The following is a 25,773-nucleotide window of genomic DNA, read 5'->3' on the forward strand; positions in this document are numbered from 1 at the left end:
GATACCTTCTTTCTTTCTGAGCATTTTGCTACATGAGGTGATATGGCTGCATATCCACTGTTATTAACAGATCATTTTTGCGCATTTCTTCGGAAAAAGACCCTAGGATTTCGTTAATATTTTCACGCAAGTTTGGTTCATTTCTATATTTTACCATGCATTGGTAGCGATATCTATCTTTCACACGCGTGATGGCCGAAGGGGTGGGACCGAGGATCGTTGTATCACCTGACACCTTTTCAAGAAGCATCTGTACCACTTTTTGCGTTGTCTGCACAGCTGTGACCTGATTTTCATGGGAAATGGTCAGCAGGGCAAGAAATACATACGGCGGATAATAGAACGTTTTGCGCATGGCCATCTCTTTTTTAAAGAATTCCTGAAAATTATACTCGCTTGCCAGTTCAATGCTGTAATGATCCGGTGTATAGCTTTGGATTGTCACCTCTCCCGAGAGCTCATGCCTGCCTGCGCGCCCGCTCACCTGGGTGAGAAGCTGAAATGTTTTTTCCGCTGCACGAAAATCCGGCAGATTCAGCATCGAATCAGCGGTAAGCACACCAACCAGCGTCACATTATCAAAATCCAGTCCCTTGGCAATCATCTGGGTTCCAAGCAAAATATCGGCCTGTTTATTGGCAAATTGATTCAGCAGCTTTTCATGAGCTCCTTTTCGTCTGGTGGTGTCCACATCCATGCGGATCACGCTGGCCTCAGGGATAAGTTGGGTCAGCGCCTCTTCGACCCGCTGTGTGCCTGTACCAAAATAGCGGATCAGATCGCTCGCACATTCCGGACAATTAATTGGCATTGGTTCTTCATAGGAGCAATAATGGCATTTCAGCCGGTTGCTGTTCTTATGATAAGTAAGAGCAATATCACAATGCGGACATTCCTTTACATGGCCACAGTTCCGGCACATGACAAAAGTGGAGTAGCCTCTCCGGTTTAACAAGAGAACCACCTGCTCACCTTTTTGAATGCGTGTTTCAATCTGCTCCTTCAGTCTTCGGGAAAACATCGTCCGGTTGCCTGCATGAAGCTCTTGTCGCATATCAACCACTTCCACCGCAGGCATTGATTGCTCATTTGTCCGCTTGGTGAGCACAGCCAGCTTATAGACTCCTTTTTTTGCGCGGGCATAAGATTCTAATGTGGGAGTGGCACTGCCCAACACGACGGGACAGGCATGGGTTTTGGCGCGCTGGATCGCAACATCCCTGGCATGATAGCGGGGCTGGTCTTCCTGTTTATACGTCGTTTCATGTTCCTCATCAATGATAATGATGCCGATATTTTCAAACGGGGCGAAGATGGCCGACCGTGCACCCACCACCACCTGAACTTCTTTACGCTGGATCCTGCGCCATTCATCATATTTCTCTCCGGCAGACAGCGCACTGTGCATGACAGCCACATTGCCGGCAAAACGGCCTTTAAACCGCTTGACCATCTGCGGGGTAAGCGAAATTTCCGGCACCAGCACAATTGCTTCCTTCCCTTGCTCGATCACATCCTGAATCGCCTGCAAGTAAATTTCCGTTTTGCCGCTTCCCGTTACCCCGTGCAAAAGATAGACATCATGCTGGCGGTCAGCTATCGAGTCTTTCATCAGCCCAATTGCTTCTTCCTGTTGCGGAGTCAGCGGAAGTGCGACAGTTTCGGCGAATGTTTCATCACGGTATGGATTGCGGTATACTTCTTTTCGCTTGCTTGTAAGTAATTGCTTTTTGATTAATGTATTTAACGTACTGTCGGTGAGATCAAGCATTTTTAAAAGCTGCTTTTTTTCTACAGGAGCCGGGTTATCGATAAAATAGAATAGCATCTGCTGCTGCTTTCTAGCGTTTTTTGACAAATCCTGCATTGCTTCCTCCAGCTGATGCGGCTCTTTTGCTGGTTCGATCATCGTAACTTGCTTTTTGGTAATTTTCGATTTCACCAGGTATTCAATCGAAATAACCCCGTCCTGGACACTCTTTTGCAGCTGACTGTAAGGGATAGATGAAGCAGTGAATTCCTCAAAGAGAATAACATCCCTGCCGGCAAACAGCTCCTCCAGAGCATCCGGCAGTCTCTCTTCTCCCATACGCGTGAGTTCTTTTTTATATTGTGCTTTTAAGACCTGTGGAAGCATGGCCTGCAGGGCAGTGATATGAAGACTCAGTGTCTCTTCGGCAACCCATTTGCCGAGTTCCAGCAATTCACCAGTCAGGGCTGGTGTTAAATCGAGCACATCCTCGATTTCCTTTAATTTTCCGAACGATGATTCATCCGTTTTTCCGACGACGAATCCCATTACTTTTCTCGGACCAAACGGAACAATCACTCGCATGCCGGCAGCCAAAATGTCTTGAAACCGCTCCGGAATGAGGTAATCAAACGTCTGGTTAATTGAACTTGCCGGCACGTCGACAATTACTTTTGCTATCTTCACGAAAATCCATCCTTCATGTCCCGGTCAATCAATCCCAGCAGTTTTTCGGCCACTTCCCGTTTCGAAGCAAGTTCGATTTCTTCTTTTTGTTCCAGCTTATTTACATAGGTAACGGCATTAGTGTCTCCGTCAAACCCGGAGCCCTTGGAGGCAATATTATTGATCACAATCGCATCAAGGTTTTTCTTCTTTAATTTCTGCAGTCCGTATTCCAGCGGGCTGGACGTTTCGGCAGCAAACCCCACAAGATACTGCTGCTTTTTCTTCTCGCCCAGTGACTGCAGAATATCGCGCGTCCGCTCCATTTCTACCTGCCAGTCGCTCTCCTGTTTCTTCATTTTTTCCTGATAGACCTGTTTCGGCCGGTAATCGGCAACAGCTGCAGCCTTGATGACAATATCACTTGACGGGAAAAATTGATGCATCACGTCATACATCTCATCTGCTGTGGTTACATCCACACGGCGAACACGTGAGTGATTAACCGCCTGTGCAGATGGCCCTGCAACTAAAGTTACTTCCGCACCAAACAGAGCTGCAGCCTCTGCAAGTGCAAAGCCCATTTTTCCTGATGAGCGGTTGGTGAAAAAGCGCACAGGGTCAACTTGCTCCCTCGTCGGACCGGCGGAAATGAGCACACGCTTACCTGTGAGCATGCTTGAGGCGGATTGATGCCGTCCAATCGCCTCGATGATGCTTTCGGGCTCCTCCAGGCGGCCTTTTCCTACATAACCGCATGCCAAATAGCCGGCTCCAGGCTCAATAAAATGATACCCCCATTCCTCAAGCTGTTTCATGTTCCGGATCACAGCGGGGTGGGCATACATATGTACATTCATTGCCGGGGCAATATAGACTTCAGCACTTGTTGCAAGCATGATGGTGGACAGCATATCATCTGCAATGCCGCCTGCAATTTTCCCAAGAATGTTTGCGGTAGCAGGGGCGATGATGGCAATGTCAGCCCAGTCGGCCACATCAATATGGGCAATTTTTTGCGGATCTTTTTCATCAAAGGTATCTATATAAACCGGGTTTCGTGATAAAGCCTGAAATGTTAATGGAGAAACAAACTCAGCGGCATGTTCGGTCATAACTACTTTTACATTAGCCCCTGTCTGGGTTAATTTGCTCGTCAACGCACATGCTTTATATGCCGCGATTCCGCCCGAAACACCAAGCATAATATTTTTATCTTTCCACATTTTTCTCTTCCGCCTCCCAATCTTTCCTCTCCCTTAGTTATAACATAAAATGGCTCTGATGCTAATTCGATTGCCCTCAGCCCAGAAAAAGGCAGACGGCAAATACAACAACAATCCCCGCTTAATTAAGCAGGGATTGTTGTTGTATTTGCAGTTATTAATTGATGAAAAAGTAGCTTAGCCTGCCGCTCCGGAAATGCACTTCGCTTTCCGCGGCGCATGTTATTTCACAGCAAAAATCAGAAAAGGACCATCTATAAATAGTTTTTTAATCTACTGTCAGCTTTTCTGCCAGAATTTCTTCCAGCGCCATGCCGACAAACTTATGGGATTTCGGGTTATCGATCAGGGTTTCCTTTGTCTCGCTCATTTGCCGGGCCCGTTTGGCTGACAATGTGACGATTGTGTATTTTGACTTGATTTTTTCCTGCAGTTCATCAATCGATGGATCCAGCATCATATTATTCCGCCTCCAATAATCGTTTGTATTGTTTTGCAATGCGTTCGCGTTTCAAATGTTCGCTTTGAATGATTGCCTGTATCTTGGCTACTGCGAGGTCAACCTGATCGTTCACCACCACATAATCATAGGCATCCATTAAGTCAATTTCTTTTTTCGCTTCCTTCAGCCGGTTCAGCACCAAATCGGAAGTTTCTGTACCACGGCTGACGATCCGCTCTTTCAGTTCATCCAGACTCGGCGGGAAAAGAAAGATAAACACACCCTCCGGAAAGTTTTCCCTTACCTGCAAAGCACCTTGCACTTCAATCTCTAGAAAAACATCTTTACCGGCTTCCAGTGTCTCTTCCACATACTTTCTTGGTGTCCCGTAATAATTATTGACATATTTTGCGTATTCCAACAGCTGATTTTGGTCAATCAGCTGTTCAAACTCCTCACGCGACTTATAGAAGTAGTCGATTCCTTCTGTTTCGCCGGGACGCTTATTTCTTGTTGTCATAGAAATGGAATAGCGCAGATCGGTATCCTGTTCGAAAAGCGCTTTTCTTACAGTCCCTTTGCCGACCCCGGAAGGTCCGGATAAAACAAATAAAATTCCTTTCTCATCAATCAAAGTATTTCCTCCTAGTTATGGAAAACCTCCGCATTTTAAAAACAGGAGTTATTTGAACCTGTCTGTCAAAAACGATCATGCGCCACGATTATTCGTCGGCCTCTTCTTCACTTGAGATTACACGCTGTCCCACGGTCTCCGGCTGGACAGCAGACAGGACAACATGGTCTGAGTCCGTCACAATAACGGCGCGTGTCCGTCTCCCGTATGTAGCATCTACTAATTTATTATTATCTCTTGCTATCGTAATAATCCGTTTGATTGGTGCAGATTCCGGTGAAACAATGGAAATGACCCTATTTGCTGAAACGACATTGCCAAATCCAATATTAATTAATTTCAGACCCAAATTCGCTCCCCCTTTGTTTCAAGATAAGAATAGAAAAGCTTTCTTATCCTGTATAAATTCAGGCAATGGCCGCACGCGTTAAGTGTGGCTAAGTCCTGAGTTTTCTTTATCCAGCTTTTCTCTCTATTTTGTGGATATGTTTATTATACGGATAATCATGGCCGAAATTCAACTATTTACTTAAGATTCTCTGAATATCCTTTATTTTGCTCGCAATCACGCTCTTTTTCTCCGGCTTACTGAACCTCCTGCATGCGTAACTTTTATTATAACGCTTTTTCAGCATAAATGAAAACTAAGGCTTGATTTACTCCGCCTGCAGAAAGTTTAGCCAAAACAATGCCCGGACCGATCTATAAAGTCATGAACGGTCCGGGCAACTGGTGCTATTTTTTTGTAAAGCCAAACAATACTGTAGGGAGGGCACTCAGGGCGACAATAAACACCCAGTCTCGAATGCTTAAAAAGGTTGTATGAAAAACAGGCTGCAGCGGTTCCCAATAAATAACTACCAGAAGCAGCAAAAGTGATGATAATACGGCAAAGACGAGATAGATATTTTCAAATGGATTTCTGGAAAATACCGATGTCTCGCTGCGGCAGTCAAACACATGAATCAGCTGGGTCATTACCAGTGTAGTAAATGCAATTGTCTGTGCATAAACCAGATTGTCCGGGTTGTTTTGGTACGCAAACATAAAGGCAATTAACGTTACCACGCCGATTAAAATTCCCCTGCTGACAATTTTATAGCCAAGCCCGCGGGCAAATACGCCTTCCCTTGAATTCCTCGGTCCGCGCCGCATTACATCATCTTCTGATTGATCCAGTCCGAGCGCCATCGCCGGCAGGCCGTCTGTCACCAGGTTCACCCAAAGAATCTGTACCGGCACAAGAGGAAGCGGGAGAGCAAGCAGCATCGCAAACAGCATGACGAGAATTTCACCAACATTGGATGCAAGCAAGTAGCGGATAAATTTCCGGATGTTTTCATATATATTCCGCCCTTCCTGGATCGCCGATTTTATCGTAGCAAAATTGTCGTCCATTAATATCAATGAGGAAGCTTCCTTGGTAACATCTGTACCGCTCCTGCCCATGCTGATGCCGATATCACTTGCCTTAATGGCTGGTGCATCATTGACGCCATCCCCTGTCATGGCAACAATATGCCCTTTTTCCTGAAAAGCTTTGACGATTTTCAGCTTATGCTCCGGTGTAACCCTGGCAAATACATACGTATCCTCGATGACTTCCCCCAGATCGGCTGATGACATTTTGCTCAGCTGATGTCCTTCGAGAACCATACCGTTTTCCGGCAAAAGATTTAAATTCCGTGCAATAGCCCTCGCTGTTTTGACATGGTCGCCTGTAATCATTACCGTCTTTATCCCGGCCTGGCGGCACTCGGCAATTGCCGACTTTACTTCTTTTCTTGGCGGATCCATCAGCCCATACAGTCCGATGAAAGTTAAATCACGCTCCAGAAATTCCGTTTCCAGTGTATCCTGCTTGGTGATCGGCTTCATTCCCACCGCAATCGTGCGCAGCGCATTATCCGCCATCCGGCTCACTGCCCCGTCAATACGCGCACGGTCGGTTTGCTGGATCCGCTGTCTTCCTGTATCATCCACAAAAAATTCCGATCTTGGGAGCAGCACATCAGGGGCACCCTTCGTGATTAAAAAGCGCATATCGTTTTCATCTTCCACAATTACACTCATCCGCTTGCGATCCGAGTCAAACGGAATTTCCTTAATCACCCGGTATTTCTCCCCGGTTTCTTGTGTCAGTCCCAGTTTCCGCGCAGCGACCAGAAGTGCCCCGTCCGTTGGGTCACCCTCCACCCGGTATTTGCCTTTTTTTACTTGAAGTTCTGCATGATTGCAAAGCATGCCATAAAGCAGCATGTTATTTAAGTTGGGGAAATCATCGTTTACTTTGCGCTGATTGAAAAAATAATCGCCCTGTGTGCTGTAGCCGTCACCTGTGACATATAGCTGCTTGCCATTCAGGTAGATTTCTTTCACTGTCATCTGGTTTTCGGTCATTGTACCAGTCTTGTCCGAGCAAATGACGGAGGCGCAGCCAAGTGTTTCCACCGCAGACAGTTTGCGTACGATTGCTTTTTTTCGGATCATCCGTTGAACACCGAGAGAAAGTGCTACTGTAACGATTGCCGGCAGTCCTTCAGGTATTGCCGCAACAGCCAGAGATACGCCCGCCAAAAACATATGGTAGACCGGATGACCTTGAAAAACGCCGAGCATAACCACAAGGGCGGTCAGGATCAAAGCAAGGACAATCAGGATTTTCCCGAGTTCTGCAAGCCGGCGTTCCAGTGGGGTCACTTGCTTTTCGGTTTGCACCATCAGGGTAGCAATTTGTCCCATAACCGTATCCATCCCGGTGCCAACAACAATGCCGGTACCGGACCCTCGTGTGACCATTGTTCCCATAAACCCCATATTTGCTTGATCCTGTGCCTCTAGCTCGTCCTTTACAATTGCTGAGGCATGCTTCATTACCGGCAGCGACTCACCCGTAAGCGCCGACTCTTCTGTTTCCATACTATTGGATTTAATGACGCGGATATCAGCCGGAATCCGGTCCCCGCTAACAATTTTTACAATGTCCCCTACTACGACATCACGGGAGGAAATTTTTTCCCATTTCCCATCCCGAAAAACATTGGCCATTGGAGCGGATAATTCTTTAAGTTTTTCCAGCGATTTCTCCGCCTTCTGTTCCTGAAAAAAACCGATAAACCCATTGACAAGGACAATCACCATAATGGCAATCGCATCAACGAACTCACCCAAAAGCCCGGCAATTAACGTGGCAGCCAAAAGGACAAGCACCATAAAATCCTGAAACTGTTTGATAAATGTAAGCCATTTTGATGTGTGCTGCTGAGAGGCAAGCAGATTTTCCCCGTATTGTTTGCGCCGCTGTTCTACTTGCTTTTCACTTAATCCCCTGTTTGCAGTCACATGCAATTTTTGTTCAATGCGATCAATGTCTAGCTGGTACCATTTCATATTGATTCCTCCAAATCCCCGCAGGCTCGCCGTTTCTGACTTCTCACCTAATATATGTTCAAAAAGGAGGATAACAAGGACCGAGAAGTTCAGATCGCGGCGTAGTTTCGAGTAGCGAAATGTATGCATTCAGATACATGAGCAGACGCTTTCGCACGCAGGAAAAGTGATTTTCTTTTCCAAGGAACGGAGAAACAAGCCAAAGAAGAAATTCGACGCGTCATTGCTACCGGACTTTTTGAACATCCTCTCTAATATGTATGCATACTTGTCCGGAAAAATGCTATAATTGCCGGTGAGGTGATCCTATGCCATTTGATGGTATTGTTACACGAGCCGTAACGAAAGAATTAGCAGACAAACTGGTCCCGGGAAAGATAACGAAAATCTACCAGCCGACCAATACAGAACTTATATTGACAATCCGCAGCCAGGGAGAGAATCACAGCCTGCTTTTGTCGATTCATCCTTCCTATGCGCGTTTTCATTTAACCGAAGACTCTTATAAAAACCCACTGGAGCCGCCCATGTTCTGCATGGTGCTCCGGAAACACCTTTCCGGGGCGATAGTGGAAGCAATTGAGCAGGATGAAATGGAGCGCATTGTCACTTTTTCCGTCAAAACGCGGAATGAAATCGGGGATGTCTCCTCCAAAACGCTGATCATCGAGCTAATGGGCAAGCACAGCAATGTGATGCTCATCGATCAGGACAAAGGGCATATTATTGAAAGCTTCAAACATATCTCCATGGCCCAGAACCGTCACCGGACGATTCTCCCTGGACATACGTATATCGAGCCGCCCAAGCAAAACAAATCCAATCCATTGACACTGAGCGGTAAGCAGTTTATCGCCAAACTGGATTTCAATGCCGGACAGCTTGATAAGCAAATGGTCGGGATGTTGCAAGGTTTCTCGCCATTGATTACTAAGGAGATCGCAAAAAGAGCCAGTCTCGGCACATCAGCTACCTATCAAACCGAGTTTCTTAAGGTCCAGGAACAAATCACACATGATCAGTATGCTCCAGCCATCTACCGCGGGAAAAAAGAAGATTTTCATGTCCTGCCATTAACGGAGACTAGCGGAGAAATAGAAGATTTTACTACTGCCAGCACCATGCTTGACACCTTTTATTCCGGCAAGGCGGAGCGCGACCGTGTCAAACAGCAAGCGAAGGATTTGTACCGATTTTTAAAAAATGAAAGAGATAAAAACAAACGAAAGCTGAAAAAACATGCACAGACCCTGAAGAAAGCAGAAAGTGCGGATCACTATCAAAAGTATGGCGAACTGCTGACAGCCCATATGCATCTTGTCAAACAGGGAGATGCAACGGTTACCGTCGTCGACTATTATCATCCGGAACAGCAGGAGATTGTGATCGAGCTGGACCCGAATAAAACACCAAGCGAAAATGCCCAAAGCTTCTATAAAAACTATCAAAAACTGAAAAAATCCAAACAGGCTGTAGAAAAAGAAATAACAAAAACGAATGAGGAACTGCGGTATTTTGACCAGCTGCTGCAGCAAATCGATTCAGCCGCTATGGAAGATATAGAAGAAATTCGCGAGGAACTGCGGGAAGAAGGATACCTGAAAAAACAAAAGACCGGAAAGAAAAAGAACAAACCGAAAAAGCCCGTGCCAGAAACCTATATGGCAACAGACGGCACGGAAATTCTCGTCGGGAAAAATAATAAACAGAATGAATATGTCACCAACAGGATTGCCCGCCAGGATGAGATCTGGCTGCATACCAAGGACATTCCTGGTTCCCATGTGGTGATCCGAAACAGCGACCCCAGTGAAGAAACATTGGCAGAAGCAGCGGAAATTGCCGCTTATTTCAGCAAATCAAAAGGATCCTCGTCTGTTCCGGTGGATTATACAAAAATCCGTCATGTGAAAAAGCCAAATGGTGCCAAGCCTGGCTATGTTATCTATGATAACCAGAAAACGTTGTTTGTGACACCGGAGGAAAAAACAATTGAAAAACTTAAAAGGAAAAAGCAAAACGGATGATTCCGGGAAGAATCATCCGCTTTTGTTTACACTGCTTTCGGATTCAATTTAACCTCAATATTGCCTCTGGTCGCTTTGGAATACGGGCAGAAATCGTGAGCATCTTTTGCTAATTTATCCGCTTCGTCCTGACTGACCCCTTTCATTTCAATGGTCAGGGTTACACCAAGTTTAAATCCGCCGTCTTCCGGATCTTTCATAAAGCTGACTTCTGCGGTTGTTTCCGACTCAACCTCTTTGTTCTGCTTCCCTGCTACATTATTTAATGCCCCGTCGAAACAGGCAGCATAACCCGCGGCAAAAAACTGCTCAGGGTTTGCTCCTTCTTCACCTGATTTATTTCCTGCAGGGTTGACCAGGTTAAAATCAAGCTGTCCGTCTTTTGATTTTACATGACCATCTCTTCCGTTTTTTGCTGTTGCTGCTGATGTAAATAGTACGTCGCTCATTATGATACGCTCCTTTTTTCTTTTCTACCTAGGTTATTCCTTATTTCGGTTTTTATTAAACATTACAGAGATAATTTACTGGAGATCGCCTGGATGAACTGGTCAACCTGGGGCAATTCCCTCACCCCTTCCTGATAACACACCCACGTATCTCTTGTCACCGGCCTTCCTTCCAGCATCAGCGGGACATTCGGATAGTCATCTTTTAAATCATGAGAGACACTTTCCGGCAGCACGGCCATACCCAGTCCCTGTTTCATAAATTGCTTACAGGTCTCAATCTGGTCCACGGTCAAGGTTCGGATTGGCTTGATGTCTCCTTGGTGATGGTAAAGCCAGTTATCCACCAGCTCATGCATGCTGTCATCACTGCTGAAGGAAATCAGCGGACGCTTTTTCAATGTATGCATTGGAAATGGCTCGGTATCAAACATGTACAGCGGATCGTTAAATAAGCGGATGCAGGTGCTTTCTTTCAGCTTCTCGCCGCGGATGATGCAAACATGATAGTTTTTATGATTGCGTTTAATGTCTTCACTGATCCCTGTCACCAAATCAATCGCAACTTTTGGGTAGGCAGTGGTAAAGTCCCGGAGAATGGCAGGCAGAAACCGCTGGCTGATCAGTGAGGAACAGGCAACAGACAATGTACCCTGCACCTCTGTACTCGACTGAGCCAGTCTGTTTTTCATCGCCTGCTCCTGTTCCAGGACAGCCTGTGCATGCTCTAAAATCATTTCCCCGGCGGGAGTGGGGATCAGCCGCTTCGGTGTCCGGATAAAAATCGGCTGCCCCATGTATTCTTCAATGTATTTGAGCCGCTGTGTGACCGCAGGCTGGGAAATCAGTACTGCTTTTGCCGTACCTCTGATGGTCCCCACCTCACTCAGCTTAACCAGCAAAGCGTAGTCGTCAATTTTCATTAGGCTCTCCCTCTATGATTTGTTTTTGTTATCACTATTAATTATAAATCAATATTTTCCTTATTGCGACTGTGAGCGTATACTGTGATTATAGATTAGGAAGGGAAGCGAGCAGATGAGAGAAAAAGAAGTTGTAAAACAGAAGTTTGCCAAAAATAAAGCAGCGTACGTCACCAGCACGACACATGCAAAAGGGGCAGATTTGCCGTTACTAACCCAATGGCTCAACCCGCAACAAGACATGAAGATACTGGATATTGCAACAGGGGGAGGGCATGTGGCAAAACAGCTTGCTCCCTTTGTTAAGCAGGTGATTGCCAGTGACTTAACGAAGGAGATGCTTGCACATACTTCCCAGCATCTTCTTGCCTATTCGAATATCGAATACGTCCTTGGCGATGCAGAAGATTTGCCGTTTCTGGACGAGACATTTGATGTGGTGACATGCAGAATAGCAGCACATCATTTTCCTAATCCCTCTTTGTTTCTCCAGGAAGCGAACAGGGTACTAAAAGCCGGTGGAAGTTTCCTGCTTATTGACAATGTAGCAGCAGAGAACACAGAGCTTAATTACTTTATTAATACGTTGGAAGAAAAGCGAGATTCAAGCCATGTCTGTTCATTGACGATCCGTAAATGGAGAGAGCTTTTACAGGAAAGCAATTTTACTATTGCAAAAAGTGAAGAGAGAAAGAAGCGGCTGCCTTATGAGGAATGGCTCAATCGTACAGTGGATACAGAGGAAGAGAAACAGGAGATTACTGCATTTATAACAAATGCCGACCAGCATATCCGTGACTATTTTCAAATTGAAATGACAGACGGAAGCATTGCCGGGTTCACCATTGATGAATGGATGGTGTTATGCAAAAAGGAATGATCACTGATGTGAGCATTCTTTTTTAGCCAGGCTATTTTAATAAGTTTTTTTACTTTTTATTTCGTAGTTGATGGGAAACTGCGAGATAGGCTGCCGCTGCGGAAATACCCCTCGCTTTCCGCAGCGGCGTTCATGAAACCCACTGATTTACGGCGCAGTTTATGGATATTGTGATAAAACAACATTCTTTTAAAAAAAGCCTTTTGTTACAGCAACTGATCTCTCCACGTGAGCATTTCGGCTTTTTCTTTCTCATCCATTATGCCTGCTTCTTTCAGTACGTTCATAAGCTGGTCAAAGCCTGTTATGGAATCTAAAGCTATATTTTCTCCAGCAAATGTTTCTGCTGTCTGCCTTAGACCGTATGTAAAAATGGACAAAACACCGATTACCTCAGCACCATGCTCCTGCAAGGCTTTTGCGGCATTAAGTGAGGACCCACCTGTGGACACCAGGTCTTCGATGACAATAACCTGCTGACCCGGCAAGAGTTCCCCTTCGATTTGCTTCCCATTGCCATGCCCTTTTGGTTTGGAGCGCACATATACCATGGGGATCCCAAGTTCCTCAGCCAGCCAGGCGGCATGCGGAATGCCTGCAGTTGCACAGCCGGCTATCACATCAGGTTCTATCCCCTTCTCGCTGATCATCGTCACGAAAGCCTCAGCAATCCTTTTTCGTATAGAAGGATAGGATATAGTAAGACGGTTATCACAATAGATTGGCGACTTTATGCCGGATGTCCAGGTGAAATAATCATCTGTATTAATTTGTACGGCCTTGATGGCCAAAAGGTCATTGGCGATTTCATAGCGGTAATCCATGCTTCCACTCCTTTACTGCCTGCTGATAGGCTGTATATGGTAATGCTGCCTGTGTAATGCTCCGGCCGACAACTAAGATATCTGCACCATTTTTTCGGGCAAAACCGGGGTCGGCAATTCTTTTCTGGTCATCAGGAGTACTTCCTTTCAAGCGGATTCCTGGTGTCACGGCAAGAAAATCTGCCCCGCAGACCTCCTTGATTAGTGATGCTTCATAAGCCGAACAGACGGCGCCATCTGCTTCATTCTCTTTGGCTATTAGTGCCAAATGCTTGGAGTTGTTTTCCATTTTCCCTGACATCTTAAGTTCATTCTTGATCGTCATCTCATCATGGGAGGTCAAAAGTGTCACGGCAATTAGCTTTGTCTCGTGACTATGCCTCTTTCCCGAGACCAGCCCCTCTTTGGCCCGCTTAATCATCTCTCCCCCGCCCAGTGCATGGACATTAACAATATCCACTTCCAGACTTGCCAGGTTATGCATAGCATGTTGTACCGTATTTGGGATGTCATGCAATTTTAAGTCAAGAAAGACCGGATGCCCATTTTCCTTCAGTTTCTCAATCACATGAGGGCCCTCCCGGTAAAACAGTTCCATTCCTACTTTTACCGGCACCCCTTTTAATTGATTGCTTTCCAGAAAATAACTCGCATGCTTCCAGTCAGGAAAATCCAGCGCCAGATAAATCGTCTTACACATGGGCATGAGAACCTCCCTTTCCGACTGCGTCAGCAACGGAATCGAAACCAAACCGATGGAGCACTCCTGGCAATTCCTCGATAATCTCCGGACAGATCAGGGGATTTTGGAAATTTGCGGTACCGACAGCAACCGCATCGGCACCAGCCAGCAAAAATTCCAGAACATCTTCTGCAGAGCTGATACCTCCCATTCCAATAATCGGTATAGAGACATGTTGTTTCACCTCATCGATCATTCGGATAGCTACCGGCTTAATCGCCGGACCGGATAATCCGCCTGTCTGATTGGCCAGCAGCGGCTTCCTGCTTTTTAAATCAATTTGCATTCCGGTCAGTGTATTGATCATCGAAATACCATCGGCACCGGCCGCCTCCACTGCCTTTGCCATTTTCTTGATATCTGTGACATTTGGAGATAATTTTACATATACCGGCAGATTGCTTACCCTCTTTACTCGCTCCGTGACCATCGCTGCCATTTTTGGATCAGTTCCAAATTGCATTCCGCCTTGTTTTACATTTGGGCAGGAGATATTCAATTCCAGGGCATTTACCATGTCTGTCTGATTAAAAGCTTTGGCTACCATTTCATATTCGTCTATAATGCTTCCTGCCACATTGGCAATCACGGGAATCTCACACTGACTGAGAAACGGCAGTTCGTGCTCAATAATTTTTTCAACCCCCGGGTTTTGCAAGCCGATCGCGTTGAGCATACCTGAAGGCGTCTCGGCTACTCTTGGTGTCGGATTGCCAAATAGCTCTGATCCTGTAGCTGCCTTTATGATCACCGCACCCAATTTGCCCAGATCATAAAATTTACTGTATTCCCGGCCAAATCCAAAGCATCCTGACGCAGGCATGACAGGATTTTTCAAACTTAAGCCGGGAAGTTTTACCGCCAAATTTGTCATAACCGCACCTCCTCCGCGGGAAAGACCGGTCCATCTTTGCAGATTTTTTTGTATCCGCCGTCCCTGGCCGGGATGGCACAGGCAAAGCAGGCACCGACTCCGCAGCCCATATATTCTTCCATGGAAACAAATCCCGGCTTTCTTTTCAGTTTTCTTGTGACTGCCTGGAGCATGGGGGTCGGTCCACATGTGTAGTAGTAATCAAAACTGCCCGCTTGTTCGATGACATCGGTGACCAGACCCTTTTCTCCAAAAGAACCATCATTGGTCACAATCACCGTCCCGGCAAACTCCCGAAACTCCTTTTCATAAAATACATCGGCAGCTGATTGAAATCCGAGTATTGCTTTAACGGTGCATGGCTTTACTGCCAAAGACCTGCCAAGATAGTAGAGTGGCGGCACACCAATTCCTCCGCCGATTAACAGCACACGAGACCCTGCCTGCATAAAAGGAAAACCATTTCCGTTTGGCCCCAGTACCGTTAATGTCATCCCAGGCTGGCATGAAGCCAACTGTTTGGTGCCTGAGCCGGTCACCCTGAATATAATAGTCACCGTCCCGATCTCCCTGTCTGCATCCGCAATGGAGATTGGCCTCCTCAGTGTATGACCAGCTGCCTCCACATGCAGGAATTGGCCAGGTACAGCCAGCCTGCTGATATACTCATTTTCTAACACCATTTTCACAGTGTCCCGGGCTACCAGACTGGAAGATTCAACCCTTACCATTTCTTTTTTAATCATGGGGCAATCACCTTTTTCTCCATCGGTTTGGCATGAAAAGTAGTCGAATCGATTACATTTAGAATTGCTTGAGCAGTGTCTAAATTGGTTAAACAGGCAATTCCATGTTCCACGGCACTCCGGCGAATCATGAATCCGTCGGAGCGCGGCTGCTGGCCGGAGGTGAGTGTGTTAATCACGAATTGCACCTCACCTTTTTTGATGACGGAAAGCACATCCGGAGAGGCCCCTGCGCCAATCTTCGCCACTTCCGTTACCGGCAAGCCCGATGCAGAAATCGCTGCTGCGGTGCCTTTGGTTGCAAAAACTTTAAAGCCCAGCTGATGGAATCGTCTGGCTATCTGGAGCATTTCCGGTTTATCTTTATCTGCAACAGTCAACAGGACGGCACCTTCAAGCGGAACCTCAAGACCCGAGGCGATCAACCCCTTATATAACGCCTTTTCCAGCGTTTTATCGAAACCAATAGCCTCACCGGTTGACTTCATTTCCGGTCCTAATATCGTATCCACACTGCGCAGTTTTTCAAAGGAAAACACCGGGACTTTGACGGCAACCTCTTCCATTTCAGGCAGAACCCCTGTCTGATAACCCATCTCACTCAGCGTTGAACCAAGAATGCACTTGGTAGCAATATTGGCCATGGTAACACCAGTAATTTTACTCAAGAAAGGGATCGTTCTGCTGGCACGCGGATTGACCTCCAGGATATAGACCTCTTCCCCTTGTACGATAAACTGGATATTGATTAAACCCTTTACCTTCAGACCACGGGCTACTTTAATGGCAGCCTCCAGACATTGCTCTTTAACCTGCTCACTGATTCGCTGCGGCGGCCAGACAGCAATCGAGTCTCCTGAATGGACACCGGATCGTTCAATATGTTCCATAATCCCCGGAATGATCACATTCTCACCATCGCTGATTGCATCGACTTCCACTTCGATGCCGGTAATATATTTATCTATCAAAATCGGGTGTGTCCACTTCTGATTTCCCGACTTCTTCAAATATCCCTTCAGCTCTTCATCGTTATAGACGATTTCCATTCTGCTTCCGCCGATTACATAGGAAGGGCGTACAAGTACTGGATAGCCGACTCGACTTGCCACCTGTAACGCATCATTCAACTCGCGCACCGTTTTGCCTGCAGGTCTCATCAAGTGCAGTTCCTCTAAAAACGCCTCGAATTTGTCCCGGTCTTCAGCACGGTCGATCGCTTCCAGGTTGGTGCCCAAAATTTTTATTCCGCGCCGGACGAGCCCTTCTGCCAAATTAATTGCGGTTTGTCCGCCGAATTGGACAACAACTCCCTCAGGCTTCTCCAGTTCTGCGACATGCATCACATCTTCCAATGTCAGCGGCTCAAAATAAAGCCTGTCAGAAATACTGAAATCCGTCGAAACCGTTTCCGGGTTATTATTCATAATGATTGCTTCATATCCCATTTCTTTAATAGCCAGGACGGAATGAACGGTGGCATAGTCAAATTCTATCCCCTGACCGATGCGGATCGGACCGGAACCAAGCACAAGGATCTTTTTCTGCTTGCTCGGCAGGACTTCATTTTCCTCTTCATAAGTACTGTAATAATATGGAGTGGCGGACTCAAATTCCGCTGCACAAGTGTCCACCATCTTGTAAACTGGGAAAATATGCTCCCTCATCCGCTCATGATAAACAGCGTCGGCATCGATGTTCCAGAGACGAGCGATTTGTTCATCGGAAATTCCCAGCTCCTTCGCCTTTCTCAGTACAGTAGATGACAGCCGGTTATCCTGTAATTCCTGTTCCATCTGCACCAGTTTGGCGATTTTAACGAGAAAGAATCGGTCAATTTTTGTCACCTGTCCGATATCATCCACACTAAAGCCCCGTCGGAAGGCTTCAGCGATCATGAAAATCCGCTCATCGCCTGCTTTTTTCAGATGTTTTTTCAGCTTGTCACCCGGCAACACCGCCAGACTGTCCAGCCAAAGCTCTTCGGTCCCGATATCAAGCGAGCGGATGCCCTTCAGCAGTGATTCTTCAAAGCTTCTGCCGATGGCCATCACTTCCCCTGTTGCTTTCATTTGCGTTCCCAGATAACGGTCGCCAAAGATGAATTTGTCAAAAGGGAAACGTGGAATTTTGGTAACTACATAATCCAGTGCCGGCTCAAACATGGCATAGGTATTGCCGGTGATTGGGTTAATAATCTCATCAAGGGTAAGACCAACCGCGATTTTTGCCGCCATTTTGGCAATCGGGTAACCGGTCGCCTTGGACGCAAGAGCTGAAGAGCGGCTGACCCTAGGGTTCACTTCGATAATGTAATAGTTAAAACTGTGCGGATCCAGTGCAAGCTGCACATTGCATCCGCCCTCGATCTCGAGGGCGCGAATGATCTTCAATGAAGCGTTGCGCAGCATCTGGTACTCTCTGTCGCTTAATGTCTGAGAGGGGGCAACCACAATTGAATCGCCTGTATGTATGCCGACAGGATCGACATTTTCCATATTGCAAACGACAATCGCCTGATCCTTTTTATCCCGCATCACTTCATATTCGATTTCTTTATAACCGGCAATATTTCTCTCCACCAAACATTGCCCAACAGGGGAAAGCGCCAGTCCATTCCGGGTCACCTCGACCAGTTCTTCCTCACTCCAGCACATTCCTCCTCCAGTGCCGCCAAGTGTGTAGGCAGGACGGACAATCAGAGGATAGCCGATTGTCTCAGCAAATTTTTGCGCCTGATCAACCGACATGACAATCGAGCTTTCCGGCACGGGCTCCCCCAGCTCAAGCATCAGATCCCGGAACTGCTCCCGGTCCTCAGCCTGCTGGATTGCCTGCAAAGAGGTACCAAGCAAGGTAACATCATGTTCAGCGAGGACCCCCGCCTCATCCAATGCAACTGCCAAATTCAGTCCAGTTTGGCCGCCCAATGTCGGCAGCAGGGCATCCGGCTGCTCTTTACGGATAATTTTGGTTAGAAATTCTACCGTCAGCGGCTCCATGTATACTTTATCTGCCACCGTGTGGTCGGTCATGATCGTCGCCGGATTGGAATTAGCAAGAATGACCGTATACCCTTCTTCCCTCAGCGCCTGACATCCTTGAGTTCCGGAATAATCAAATTCAGCTGCCTGCCCAATCACAATCGGACCAGAACCGATGACGAGAATTTTTTTGATGCCGTTATTTTTAGGCATATAACCCCTCCCTTTCATGCTGAGCCGTCATGTTGAGAAATTCATCAAATAAGAAACTTGTATCTTCAGGACCTGGAGCACTTTCCGGATGATATTGCACGGAATAGGCAGGGTGAATTTTATGCCTGATCCCTTCCACAGATCGGTCATTTAACGCAACCTGGGTTACGGCAAGTTCCGTTCCTACAAGCGATGTCGCTTTGACAGCATAACTGTGGTTCTGGGAAGTCATGAATGTTTTGTCTCTGGAAAGATCAGCTACCGGATGATTCGAGCCCCGGTGGCCAAACTTCATTTTATCGGTATCTGCACCTGCTGCCAGGGCGAGCAGCTGATGACCAAGGCAAATCCCAAACAGCGGAATCTTTCCAAGGATGTTCTGAATCATTTCGATTGCTTCGGGCACATCTTTTGGGTCTCCAGGCCCATTAGTCAGCATCAGCCCATCCGGTTTCAAGCGCAATATTTCTTCGGCACTGCAGTTATACGGAACGACAGTGATGTGGCAGCTGCGCTTGGTCAGTTCCCGGAGAATTCCGTGCTTCATTCCAAAGTCCACAACCACTATTCGCTTGCCGCGTCCTGGCACAACATATGGTTTCACAGTAGAGACATGCGAGACCTGATCACGCTTTAGCGGCTTGTTTTTTATGTATTCCAGTACCTCCTCAGCACGATGTTCAAGTGAGGTGATAGCTGCTTTCATCGTTCCGTGTTTGCGGATAATCTTTGTCAGCTTGCGTGTATCAACCCCTGAAATCCCCGGAATGCTATTGTTCTTCAGATACGTGTCTAAACTTTCCTCTTTACGGAAATTGGAGGGAGCATCACACACTTCTTTTACGATCATTCCGTGAATGAACGGGTTCACCGTTTCAAAGTCATCACGATTGATGCCATAATTTCCGATCAGCGGGTAGGTCATCATCACGATCTGCCCGCAGTATGAAGGGTCAGAAAGAATCTCCTGATAGCCGGTCATCCCTGTATTGAAAACCACTTCACCCAAGGCGTCTTTTTCACTGCCAAATCCGTTCCCGATTAAAACAGTCCCGTCTTCCAGCACTATCTGTCGCTTAGACATGTTCATCCCTCCTGTATACTGTGTTTCCCTTTGCAATCGTCAATACTGGTATTCCAGTGACATTCCAGTTGTGAAATGGCGTGTTTTTTCCTTTTGAAAGCAAACCTTCCCTGTCAATGACGGTTTCTGTCTGCAGATCCAGCACCGTTATATCAGCTGACGCCCCCTCTTTTAATTCTCCGTATGGCAGATGAAAAATTTTAGCGGGTTTAACCGTCAGCCAATTGATCAGCTGCTTTAGTGTAATTGTCCCTGGCAGCACCAGCTTGGTATGAAGCAGGGAAAATGCCGTCTCCAGCCCTGTGATGCCAAATGGTGCCTCTAAAAAACCAAGCTCTTTCTCCTCCTTGGCATGTGGGGCATGATCAGTGGCAATTAAGTCAATGGTTCCATCCAGCAGCCCTTCCAGCAGTGCATCCTGATCCGCTTTGGAACGGAGCGGCGGATTCATTTTAAAATCTGCGTCATCTTGCGCAATGTCTTCCTCATTTAGTAAAAGATGATGCGGCGTGACTTCTGCCGTCACGTTAATTCCGGCTTCTTTGGCATCCCTGATCACCCGGACAGATTCTTTTGTGCTAACATGGCAGACATGATAATGACAGCCAGCAGCCTCGGCAAGCAGGACATCACGGGCAATCTGTACAGATTCGCTTAAGGAAGGAATGCCAGGCAAACTGAGCTTACGGCTGATTTTTCCATCGTGCAGCACGCCGCCATATACGAGCGAATTTTCCTCACAATGGGCAATAATCGGCTTGCCGCAAGCAGCCGCCTGCTCCATGGCACGGTACATACGGTCAGCATCCTGCACGCCCACCCCGTCATCGGTAAAAGCAAAGACACCTATCTCAGCAAGTTCAGCCATATCGGTTAATGCTTCGCCCTCTAATCCTTTGGTAATCGCCGCATAAGGCAATACCCGCACCTTTGCATCTTTTTTTATTTTGTCCAGGAGTGCCTGGGTGTGTTCCTGATTATCAGGCACCGGGTTGGTATTGGGCATGGCGCACACTGTGGTGAATCCGCCCCTGGCTGCAGCCAATGTTCCACTTCGAATTGTTTCCTTATGTTCCCCGCCAGGCTCCCTTAGATGGATATGCACATCGATGAACCCGGGCACGGCGATTTTCCCTTCACAGTCAATCACCTCATCCGCTTCCCCGGCAATCGATGGGGCGATTTTCTTTATTTTTCCCCCTTCAATCAGAATGTCACGGCCTTCCTTTTCCTCCAGCAGCTTCGCATTTGTTAAAAGCAGTTTCATCCAATATCCCCCATTCCTGCAAAATGTTTGCTATTACGGCCATCCGGATATACACACCGTTCTCCATTTGCTTAAAGATCCTTGACCTTCCGCACTCCATCAGCGTTGCGTCTATCTCCATTCCTCTGTTGACAGGAGCGGGATGCATCACGATCGCATGTATTTTCATTTGCTCCTCCCGCTCAAGTGTTAGCCCGTACTGCTGCAAATAGGACACGGTCTCAACTTCTGTCTCATGCCTTTCCCGCTGCACCCTTAACAGCATCAGGACATCACAGTTCTTGACTGCCTGGTCCATGGATATATAGGGAAACGACAGCTCCGGGTCTCCCATCCCTGGCGGTGCCGATAAATGAACATTCGCCCCGAGCCTTTTTAAAGCGAACGCATTTGAGCGGGCCACCCGGCTGTGTTTAATATCTCCGGCAATTACAACCTGCAAATCTTGAAAACGTCCAAACTCCTGATAAATGGTTAACAAATCTAGCAGACACTGTGTCGGATGCTCTCTCTTTCCCGCTCCCCCATTGATTACTGGAATGGAAAGATCGGCTGGAATTTCACTGGCCCAGTCATCAGATGGATGCCGGATGACAAGAAGATTTGCACCGATTGCTTCAAATGTTTTGACCGTATCATAGAATGACTCCCCTTTTTCGGTGCTTGACCCCGCCGCTTGGAAATCCAGCACTTCCATCCCCAGTCTCTTTTCTGCTGCGGTGAAGCTCATCCTCGTTCTTGTACTTGGTTCAAAAAATAAATTTGCTGCAAACAATTGCTGTGGCAGTGCAGGAACAGCCTGCTTAATCGTATCGGCTGACTGCAAAATATCCATGATTTGTTCCTTTGTTAACTGCTGAACAGAAAGAAAATGTCGCATTTCCCTCTCTCCTTTGGATTAAGATACATGCTTCTTAACGCCGGACTGCTTGGTTTCTGTAAATAATCCGCTCTTCTTCCTTGTACTCTCTTTGTCAGGAAGCAGCAGATTTAACACCACTCCGATGATCGCAGCCAGTGCCATACCAGCAATCTGCACATTTTCTGTTACTTGAATAAATGCCCCGCCGACACCGATTACCAGAATGACAGAGGAAATGACCAGGTTTCGCTTGTCGCTTAAGTCGATTTGGTTATCCACCAGCATTCGGAGACCATTAGAGGCGATGATGCCAAAAAGAAGAATGGAGACCCCGCCCATCACCGGTGCAGGAATTGAGCTGATCAAAGCTGTTACAATTCCAATGAAGCCAAACATTAAGGCAAGTACCGCTGCTCCGGCAATCACAAACACACTGAAGATTCTGGTGATCGCCAGCACCCCAACATTTTCCCCGTAGGTGGTATTTGGCGGTCCGCCGATAAAGGAAGCAATAATCGTTGCAACCCCGTCGCCCATAATCGAACGATGCAGACCAGGTTTTTTAAGAAAATTACGGTCTGCCACTTTGGACAGGACCATCTGATCGCCAATATGCTCGGCGATCGTAACCAAGGCAATCGGCACCATAATCGCTAGCAGCTGGAAGGAGAAGATTTCCCCAGGTGCATAATCAACAAATGGAAGGATAAAATCCGGGACCTGAAAGAAAGCCCCCAAAAATTCACCGACCGAACCAGCAGAGGTGATGGCTGCCCATTCTGCCTGTATCGGCGCAGTGTCCACAATCCCGCGGCCAAGTGCAAACAGATAGCCTGCAGTGATTCCCAGCAGTATTGGAATCAGACCAAAAAATCCTTTAATGAAAATCGAGGCAATAATGGTGACAGCAAGGCTAAACAAAGCTACTGTAATAAATTCCCCGTTATACACACCATTCTGATTCATCGCCATGTCAATCGCTGTTGGTGCAAGCCCGAGACCGATCACGATAATCACCGGACCAACAACCACCGGTGGGAGAATCCGCATCAGCCAGTCGGTGCCAAGAAGTCTTATCAGCAGTGCCACCAGACCGTAGAGCAGACCGGCAAAAAATGATCCTATCATTGCACCGGCAGGACCGGCCACGCTACTTGCCGCAATAATCGGCGCAATAAACGCAAAACTGGATCCTAAGTAGGCAGGAATCTTTCCCTTCGTTATCAAAAGATAGGCCAACGTTCCCGCTCCACTGGAAATCAGCGCCACCGCAGGAGATAATCCTGTGAGAAAAGGAACGAGTATGGTCGCGCCGAACATGGCGAACAAGTGCTGAATGCTCAGAAGCAGCCACTGGCTTCGCTTTGGTCTTTCATTTACGTCCATGATCATTTGTTGTGTCATCTTAACCCCTCCATTGTTCTGATATGTATCTGCACAGGGGGAATTCATTCCCTGTATTTTTCCACAAAAAAAGCCTCTTTGCATAAAGATGCAAAGAGGCATACGTGTCCATTAAAAAACACGCCGTCTGCTGCAACCTTATGAATCTCTCTGGATTTAATTAAAGGTTTTTATTTAATTCATGATGCTTATTTTACTGGCATCCGCCATTACGTTTAGTTCTTTTCATAGATGGAAACCTGGTCTTTTTCATCGGTCTCTTTGAGATGTACAACGACCACTTCCTGTTCGGAGGTGGGAATGTTTTTTCCTACATAGTCTGCCCGGATGGGCAACTCGCGGTGTCCCCGGTCCACCAGTACTCCCAGCTGGATAGCTGATGGTCTGCCTGTATCCATGACTGCGTCCATCGCCGCTCTTATTGTTCTGCCGGTGTACAGTACATCATCGATCAGGATAACATGTTTTCCGGAAATATTTGTATCAATATCAACAGATTTCAGAAGCGGATCCTCCTGCTCGTAGGCCTTTTCCAAATCATCACGGTAGAGGGTAATGTCCAATTCTCCCACTGGAACGGTGACCTCTTCAATCTGTTTGATTTTCTCCTGCAGTCTTTTCGTTAATGGCGCTCCTCTGGTTTTCACTCCAACCAGCACAAGGTTGTCCACACCTTTGTTTTTCTCGACGATTTCATGGGCAATTCGTGTCAGCGCTCGGTTGATCGCAGGCTGATCGAGAATATCTGCTTTTTTCTTCATCTTTCTACCTCCATACCCAGCATAAAAATAAAATATCCCTTTTCTCCGCGAAGGAAAAAAGGGATTCACATACATCGCTGAATAGCTGCAGCTACCGTAACCTTTTTAGCCTCACGGGACTATTGTTAAAGGGTCTTATGCATTTGTTTTATTATTACAGACGAGTGAGCACCTGTCAATACTTTTTCTCTATATAATCCAGCACTTCCTGAAAATAGGCAGGAGGTTCTGCGGCAAATTCCATCCATTTCCCTGTTCTCGGATGAGTGAAACCGAGTGTTCGCGCATGCAGGGCCTGGCCTTCGATATCCAATGTTTTACGCGGCCCGTATTTGGGATCCCCTGCCAGAGGATAGCCGATATATTTCATATGCACGCGGATTTGATGGGTTCTCCCTGTTTCCAGCTGACATTCCACATGCGTATAATCCGGATATGCTTTTAATACTCGGAAATGGGTGATCGCTGGTCGGCCATTTTCCACGATTCCCATCTTCTGTCTGTCTTTCGGATCCCGGCCAATCGGCGCATCGATCATGCCGGTTTCATGCGGGATTTCCCCATGAACGATCGCTTCATACTTTCGGGTGATTTTCTTGTCTTGAAGCTGTTCGGAAAGATGTTTATGAGCCTGATCATGTTTGGCCACCATCAGCAGGCCACTTGTGTCCTTATCAATCCGATGGACAATTCCCGGGCGCTCCACTCCGTTTATCCCGGAAAGATCTTTGCAGTGGTAAACGAGTGCATTGACCAATGTGCCGCTCGCATGGCCTGCAGACGGATGCACGACCATACCGCGCGGTTTGTTTACAACCAGTACGTCCGAATCTTCATGCAAAATAGTCAGAGGAATATTTTCCGCAGTTATGTCCAGTGGCTCCATCTCCGGAAGCTCCCACTGCACCACATCCCCTGTCTGGCATTTGTAATTTGCCTTAACGACAGTTTGATTAACGGTTACAAGTTCTTTCGCGATCCAGGATTGCACCTGGGAACGGGAATGCTCCGGCTGGAGATTAGCCAGTAATTTATCAAGGCGCTGAGATGCCTGTTTTTTGGTAACGGTATGCTGAAAAACTGTCATTTTTTCGTTTTTCCTTTCTGTGTTTCGTCGAAAATAGTGGCAATGATCACCAGAATCACACCAATGGTTAAAGCGGAATCTGCCACATTAAAAATAGGGAAATTATAGCCGAATAGATAAAAATCAAAGAAATCAACCACTTCCTGATGGAGAAGCCGATCAATAAAGTTGCCAATCGCTCCCCCGAGAACCAGCCCCAGGGAGATAGCCAGGAGTTTGTCTTCTCTGGCATATTTTTCCATATAATAAACTGCACCGATGACAAAGATGACCGTAATAATATAGAAAAACATCATCTGCCCTTCCAATATCCCCCATGCCGCCCCGCTGTTTCGGTGGGAAGTCAGATAAAAAAAGTTCTCAAACACAGGGATCCGCTCCCCGATTTCCATTGTTCGGACAACAATCCATTTTGTCAGCTGATCAATCGCTATGATGATTCCTGCAAGCAAATAATACTTGAACATGAAGGTACCTCCGTTTTCTCTGCTCCCGGCATCTTATGGATATATCTTAGTCCTTCCTTCACGATCTTTCA

The 25,773-nt window shown here is 46.8% G+C and carries 22 protein-coding genes; 2 read left to right on the forward strand and 20 right to left on the reverse strand.

From position 1 onward, the window contains the following. Positions 1 to 28 precede the first annotated feature (28 nt). The 6 genes from priA to CEG13_RS06250 all read right to left on the reverse strand — a co-directional run bounded on the left by priA (position 29) and on the right by CEG13_RS06250 (position 8,108). On the reverse strand, positions 29 to 2,437 hold the full coding sequence (priA, locus tag CEG13_RS06225) for a primosomal protein N' (RefSeq protein ID WP_100011009.1): 2,409 nt from the start codon (positions 2,435 to 2,437) through the stop codon (positions 29 to 31). Beyond that, the gene (gene coaBC / locus CEG13_RS06230; RefSeq protein ID WP_100011010.1) at positions 2,434 to 3,642 is read right to left on the reverse strand and encodes a bifunctional phosphopantothenoylcysteine decarboxylase/phosphopantothenate--cysteine ligase CoaBC; all 1,209 of its coding nucleotides are present in this window, start codon (positions 3,640 to 3,642) and stop codon (positions 2,434 to 2,436) included. Before coaBC ends, priA begins: the two co-directional genes overlap by 4 nt. A 268-nt stretch (positions 3,643 to 3,910) precedes the next feature. Further along, a complete protein-coding gene (gene rpoZ, locus CEG13_RS06235) occupies positions 3,911 to 4,102 on the reverse strand; it encodes a DNA-directed RNA polymerase subunit omega (protein ID WP_100011011.1) in 192 nt (63 codons plus the stop codon). 1 nt (position 4,103) lies between these two features. Continuing rightward, entirely contained in the window at positions 4,104 to 4,718 is a 615-nt protein-coding gene (gmk, locus tag CEG13_RS06240) for a guanylate kinase (RefSeq protein ID WP_100011012.1), read from the reverse strand. An 88-nt stretch (positions 4,719 to 4,806) separates the two neighbouring features. After that, positions 4,807 to 5,067 (reverse strand): extracellular matrix/biofilm regulator RemA, encoded by a 261-nt coding sequence (gene remA / locus CEG13_RS06245; RefSeq protein ID WP_100011013.1) that lies wholly within the window; start codon positions 5,065 to 5,067, stop codon positions 4,807 to 4,809. Positions 5,068 to 5,453: 386 nt separating this feature from the next. Continuing rightward, positions 5,454 to 8,108: a calcium-translocating P-type ATPase, SERCA-type gene (locus CEG13_RS06250; protein ID WP_100011014.1), complete on the reverse strand. Its 2,655-nt coding sequence runs from the start codon at positions 8,106 to 8,108 to the stop codon at positions 5,454 to 5,456. A gap of 308 nt (positions 8,109 to 8,416) precedes the next feature. Between CEG13_RS06250 and CEG13_RS06255 the strand changes: the two genes are divergently transcribed. Beyond that, a complete protein-coding gene (locus tag CEG13_RS06255; RefSeq protein WP_100011015.1) occupies positions 8,417 to 10,135 on the forward strand; it encodes an Rqc2 family fibronectin-binding protein in 1,719 nt (572 codons plus the stop codon). Positions 10,136 to 10,161: 26 nt separating this feature from the next. Here CEG13_RS06255 and CEG13_RS06260 read toward each other — a convergent pair whose 3' ends face one another. Both CEG13_RS06260 and CEG13_RS06265 read right to left on the reverse strand, forming a co-directional pair. After that, positions 10,162 to 10,584 (reverse strand): organic hydroperoxide resistance protein, encoded by a 423-nt coding sequence (locus CEG13_RS06260; RefSeq protein ID WP_100011016.1) that lies wholly within the window; start codon positions 10,582 to 10,584, stop codon positions 10,162 to 10,164. Between the two features lie 62 nt (positions 10,585 to 10,646). After that, a complete protein-coding gene (locus tag CEG13_RS06265; RefSeq protein ID WP_100011017.1) occupies positions 10,647 to 11,507 on the reverse strand; it encodes a LysR family transcriptional regulator in 861 nt (286 codons plus the stop codon). A gap of 115 nt (positions 11,508 to 11,622) precedes the next feature. Between CEG13_RS06265 and CEG13_RS06270 the strand changes: the two genes are divergently transcribed. Beyond that, the gene (locus CEG13_RS06270; protein WP_100011018.1) at positions 11,623 to 12,387 is read left to right on the forward strand and encodes a class I SAM-dependent methyltransferase; all 765 of its coding nucleotides are present in this window, start codon (positions 11,623 to 11,625) and stop codon (positions 12,385 to 12,387) included. Positions 12,388 to 12,593: 206 nt separating this feature from the next. On the opposite strand, the gene pyrE is transcribed toward CEG13_RS06270, so the two are convergent. From pyrE to lspA, 12 genes are all read right to left on the reverse strand, one after another. Then, positions 12,594 to 13,211: an orotate phosphoribosyltransferase gene (gene pyrE / locus CEG13_RS06275; RefSeq protein WP_100011019.1), complete on the reverse strand. Its 618-nt coding sequence runs from the start codon at positions 13,209 to 13,211 to the stop codon at positions 12,594 to 12,596. Next, positions 13,195 to 13,911 carry an orotidine-5'-phosphate decarboxylase gene (gene pyrF / locus CEG13_RS06280; protein ID WP_100011020.1) on the reverse strand — a complete coding sequence of 239 codons (717 nt, stop codon included), beginning with the start codon at positions 13,909 to 13,911 and terminating at the stop codon, positions 13,195 to 13,197. The genes pyrE and pyrF overlap by 17 nt, the downstream gene beginning before the upstream one ends. Then, positions 13,904 to 14,827, reverse strand: coding sequence for a dihydroorotate dehydrogenase (locus tag CEG13_RS06285; RefSeq protein WP_100011021.1), 924 nt, complete (start codon positions 14,825 to 14,827; stop codon positions 13,904 to 13,906). The genes pyrF and CEG13_RS06285 overlap by 8 nt, the downstream gene beginning before the upstream one ends. Continuing rightward, complete coding sequence (locus CEG13_RS06290; RefSeq protein ID WP_100011022.1) at positions 14,824 to 15,573, reverse strand: dihydroorotate dehydrogenase electron transfer subunit; 750 nt, start codon at positions 15,571 to 15,573, stop codon at positions 14,824 to 14,826. Before CEG13_RS06290 ends, CEG13_RS06285 begins: the two co-directional genes overlap by 4 nt. Further along, positions 15,570 to 18,770, reverse strand: a complete 3,201-nt coding sequence (carB, locus tag CEG13_RS06295; RefSeq protein ID WP_100011023.1) for a carbamoyl-phosphate synthase large subunit — start codon at positions 18,768 to 18,770, stop codon at positions 15,570 to 15,572. Before carB ends, CEG13_RS06290 begins: the two co-directional genes overlap by 4 nt. Then, on the reverse strand, positions 18,763 to 19,854 hold the full coding sequence (locus CEG13_RS06300) for a carbamoyl phosphate synthase small subunit (RefSeq protein ID WP_100011024.1): 1,092 nt from the start codon (positions 19,852 to 19,854) through the stop codon (positions 18,763 to 18,765). The genes carB and CEG13_RS06300 overlap by 8 nt, the downstream gene beginning before the upstream one ends. Next, positions 19,847 to 21,121 (reverse strand): dihydroorotase, encoded by a 1,275-nt coding sequence (locus tag CEG13_RS06305; protein WP_100011025.1) that lies wholly within the window; start codon positions 21,119 to 21,121, stop codon positions 19,847 to 19,849. The genes CEG13_RS06300 and CEG13_RS06305 overlap by 8 nt, the downstream gene beginning before the upstream one ends. After that, positions 21,069 to 22,001: an aspartate carbamoyltransferase catalytic subunit gene (locus CEG13_RS06310; RefSeq protein ID WP_100011026.1), complete on the reverse strand. Its 933-nt coding sequence runs from the start codon at positions 21,999 to 22,001 to the stop codon at positions 21,069 to 21,071. Before CEG13_RS06310 ends, CEG13_RS06305 begins: the two co-directional genes overlap by 53 nt. 18 nt (positions 22,002 to 22,019) lie before the next feature. Further along, the gene (locus tag CEG13_RS06315; RefSeq protein ID WP_143469652.1) at positions 22,020 to 23,387 is read right to left on the reverse strand and encodes a solute carrier family 23 protein; all 1,368 of its coding nucleotides are present in this window, start codon (positions 23,385 to 23,387) and stop codon (positions 22,020 to 22,022) included. A gap of 215 nt (positions 23,388 to 23,602) precedes the next feature. Then, positions 23,603 to 24,148 (reverse strand): bifunctional pyr operon transcriptional regulator/uracil phosphoribosyltransferase PyrR, encoded by a 546-nt coding sequence (gene pyrR / locus CEG13_RS06320; protein ID WP_100011028.1) that lies wholly within the window; start codon positions 24,146 to 24,148, stop codon positions 23,603 to 23,605. 175 nt (positions 24,149 to 24,323) lie between these two features. Continuing rightward, the gene (locus tag CEG13_RS06325) at positions 24,324 to 25,235 is read right to left on the reverse strand and encodes an RluA family pseudouridine synthase (protein WP_100011029.1); all 912 of its coding nucleotides are present in this window, start codon (positions 25,233 to 25,235) and stop codon (positions 24,324 to 24,326) included. Next, positions 25,232 to 25,702, reverse strand: coding sequence for a signal peptidase II (lspA, locus tag CEG13_RS06330; protein ID WP_100011030.1), 471 nt, complete (start codon positions 25,700 to 25,702; stop codon positions 25,232 to 25,234). Before lspA ends, CEG13_RS06325 begins: the two co-directional genes overlap by 4 nt. Positions 25,703 to 25,773 lie beyond the last annotated feature (71 nt).

It is taken from the genome of Lentibacillus sediminis, from assembly GCF_002763455.1.
GTDB classification, from domain to species: Bacteria; Bacillota; Bacilli; order Bacillales; family Amphibacillaceae; genus Lentibacillus_D; species Lentibacillus_D sediminis_A.

What these genes read in the sequence shown, in the direction of transcription:
- coaBC (WP_100011010.1), bottom strand. Translation starts at nt 3,642, where the DNA reads ATGTGGAAAGATAAAAATATTATGCTTGGTGTTTCGGGCGGAATCGCG.
- rpoZ (WP_100011011.1), bottom strand. Translation starts at nt 4,102, where the DNA reads ATGATGCTGGATCCATCGATTGATGAACTGCAGGAAAAAATCAAGTCA.
- CEG13_RS06250 (WP_100011014.1), bottom strand. Translation starts at nt 8,108, where the DNA reads ATGAAATGGTACCAGCTAGACATTGATCGCATTGAACAAAAATTGCAT.
- CEG13_RS06255 (WP_100011015.1), top strand. Translation starts at nt 8,417, where the DNA reads ATGCCATTTGATGGTATTGTTACACGAGCCGTAACGAAAGAATTAGCA.
- CEG13_RS06260 (WP_100011016.1), bottom strand. Translation starts at nt 10,584, where the DNA reads ATGAGCGACGTACTATTTACATCAGCAGCAACAGCAAAAAACGGAAGA.
- CEG13_RS06265 (WP_100011017.1), bottom strand. Translation starts at nt 11,507, where the DNA reads ATGAAAATTGACGACTACGCTTTGCTGGTTAAGCTGAGTGAGGTGGGG.
- CEG13_RS06270 (WP_100011018.1), top strand. Translation starts at nt 11,623, where the DNA reads ATGAGAGAAAAAGAAGTTGTAAAACAGAAGTTTGCCAAAAATAAAGCA.
- pyrE (WP_100011019.1), bottom strand. Translation starts at nt 13,211, where the DNA reads ATGGATTACCGCTATGAAATCGCCAATGACCTTTTGGCCATCAAGGCC.
- pyrF (WP_100011020.1), bottom strand. Translation starts at nt 13,911, where the DNA reads ATGTGTAAGACGATTTATCTGGCGCTGGATTTTCCTGACTGGAAGCAT.
- CEG13_RS06285 (WP_100011021.1), bottom strand. Translation starts at nt 14,827, where the DNA reads ATGACAAATTTGGCGGTAAAACTTCCCGGCTTAAGTTTGAAAAATCCT.
- CEG13_RS06290 (WP_100011022.1), bottom strand. Translation starts at nt 15,573, where the DNA reads ATGATTAAAAAAGAAATGGTAAGGGTTGAATCTTCCAGTCTGGTAGCC.
- carB (WP_100011023.1), bottom strand. Translation starts at nt 18,770, where the DNA reads ATGCCTAAAAATAACGGCATCAAAAAAATTCTCGTCATCGGTTCTGGT.
- CEG13_RS06300 (WP_100011024.1), bottom strand. Translation starts at nt 19,854, where the DNA reads ATGTCTAAGCGACAGATAGTGCTGGAAGACGGGACTGTTTTAATCGGG.
- CEG13_RS06305 (WP_100011025.1), bottom strand. Translation starts at nt 21,121, where the DNA reads ATGAAACTGCTTTTAACAAATGCGAAGCTGCTGGAGGAAAAGGAAGGC.
- CEG13_RS06310 (WP_100011026.1), bottom strand. Translation starts at nt 22,001, where the DNA reads ATGCGACATTTTCTTTCTGTTCAGCAGTTAACAAAGGAACAAATCATG.
- CEG13_RS06315 (WP_143469652.1), bottom strand. Translation starts at nt 23,387, where the DNA reads ATGACACAACAAATGATCATGGACGTAAATGAAAGACCAAAGCGAAGC.
- pyrR (WP_100011028.1), bottom strand. Translation starts at nt 24,148, where the DNA reads ATGAAGAAAAAAGCAGATATTCTCGATCAGCCTGCGATCAACCGAGCG.
- CEG13_RS06325 (WP_100011029.1), bottom strand. Translation starts at nt 25,235, where the DNA reads ATGACAGTTTTTCAGCATACCGTTACCAAAAAACAGGCATCTCAGCGC.
- lspA (WP_100011030.1), bottom strand. Translation starts at nt 25,702, where the DNA reads ATGTTCAAGTATTATTTGCTTGCAGGAATCATCATAGCGATTGATCAG.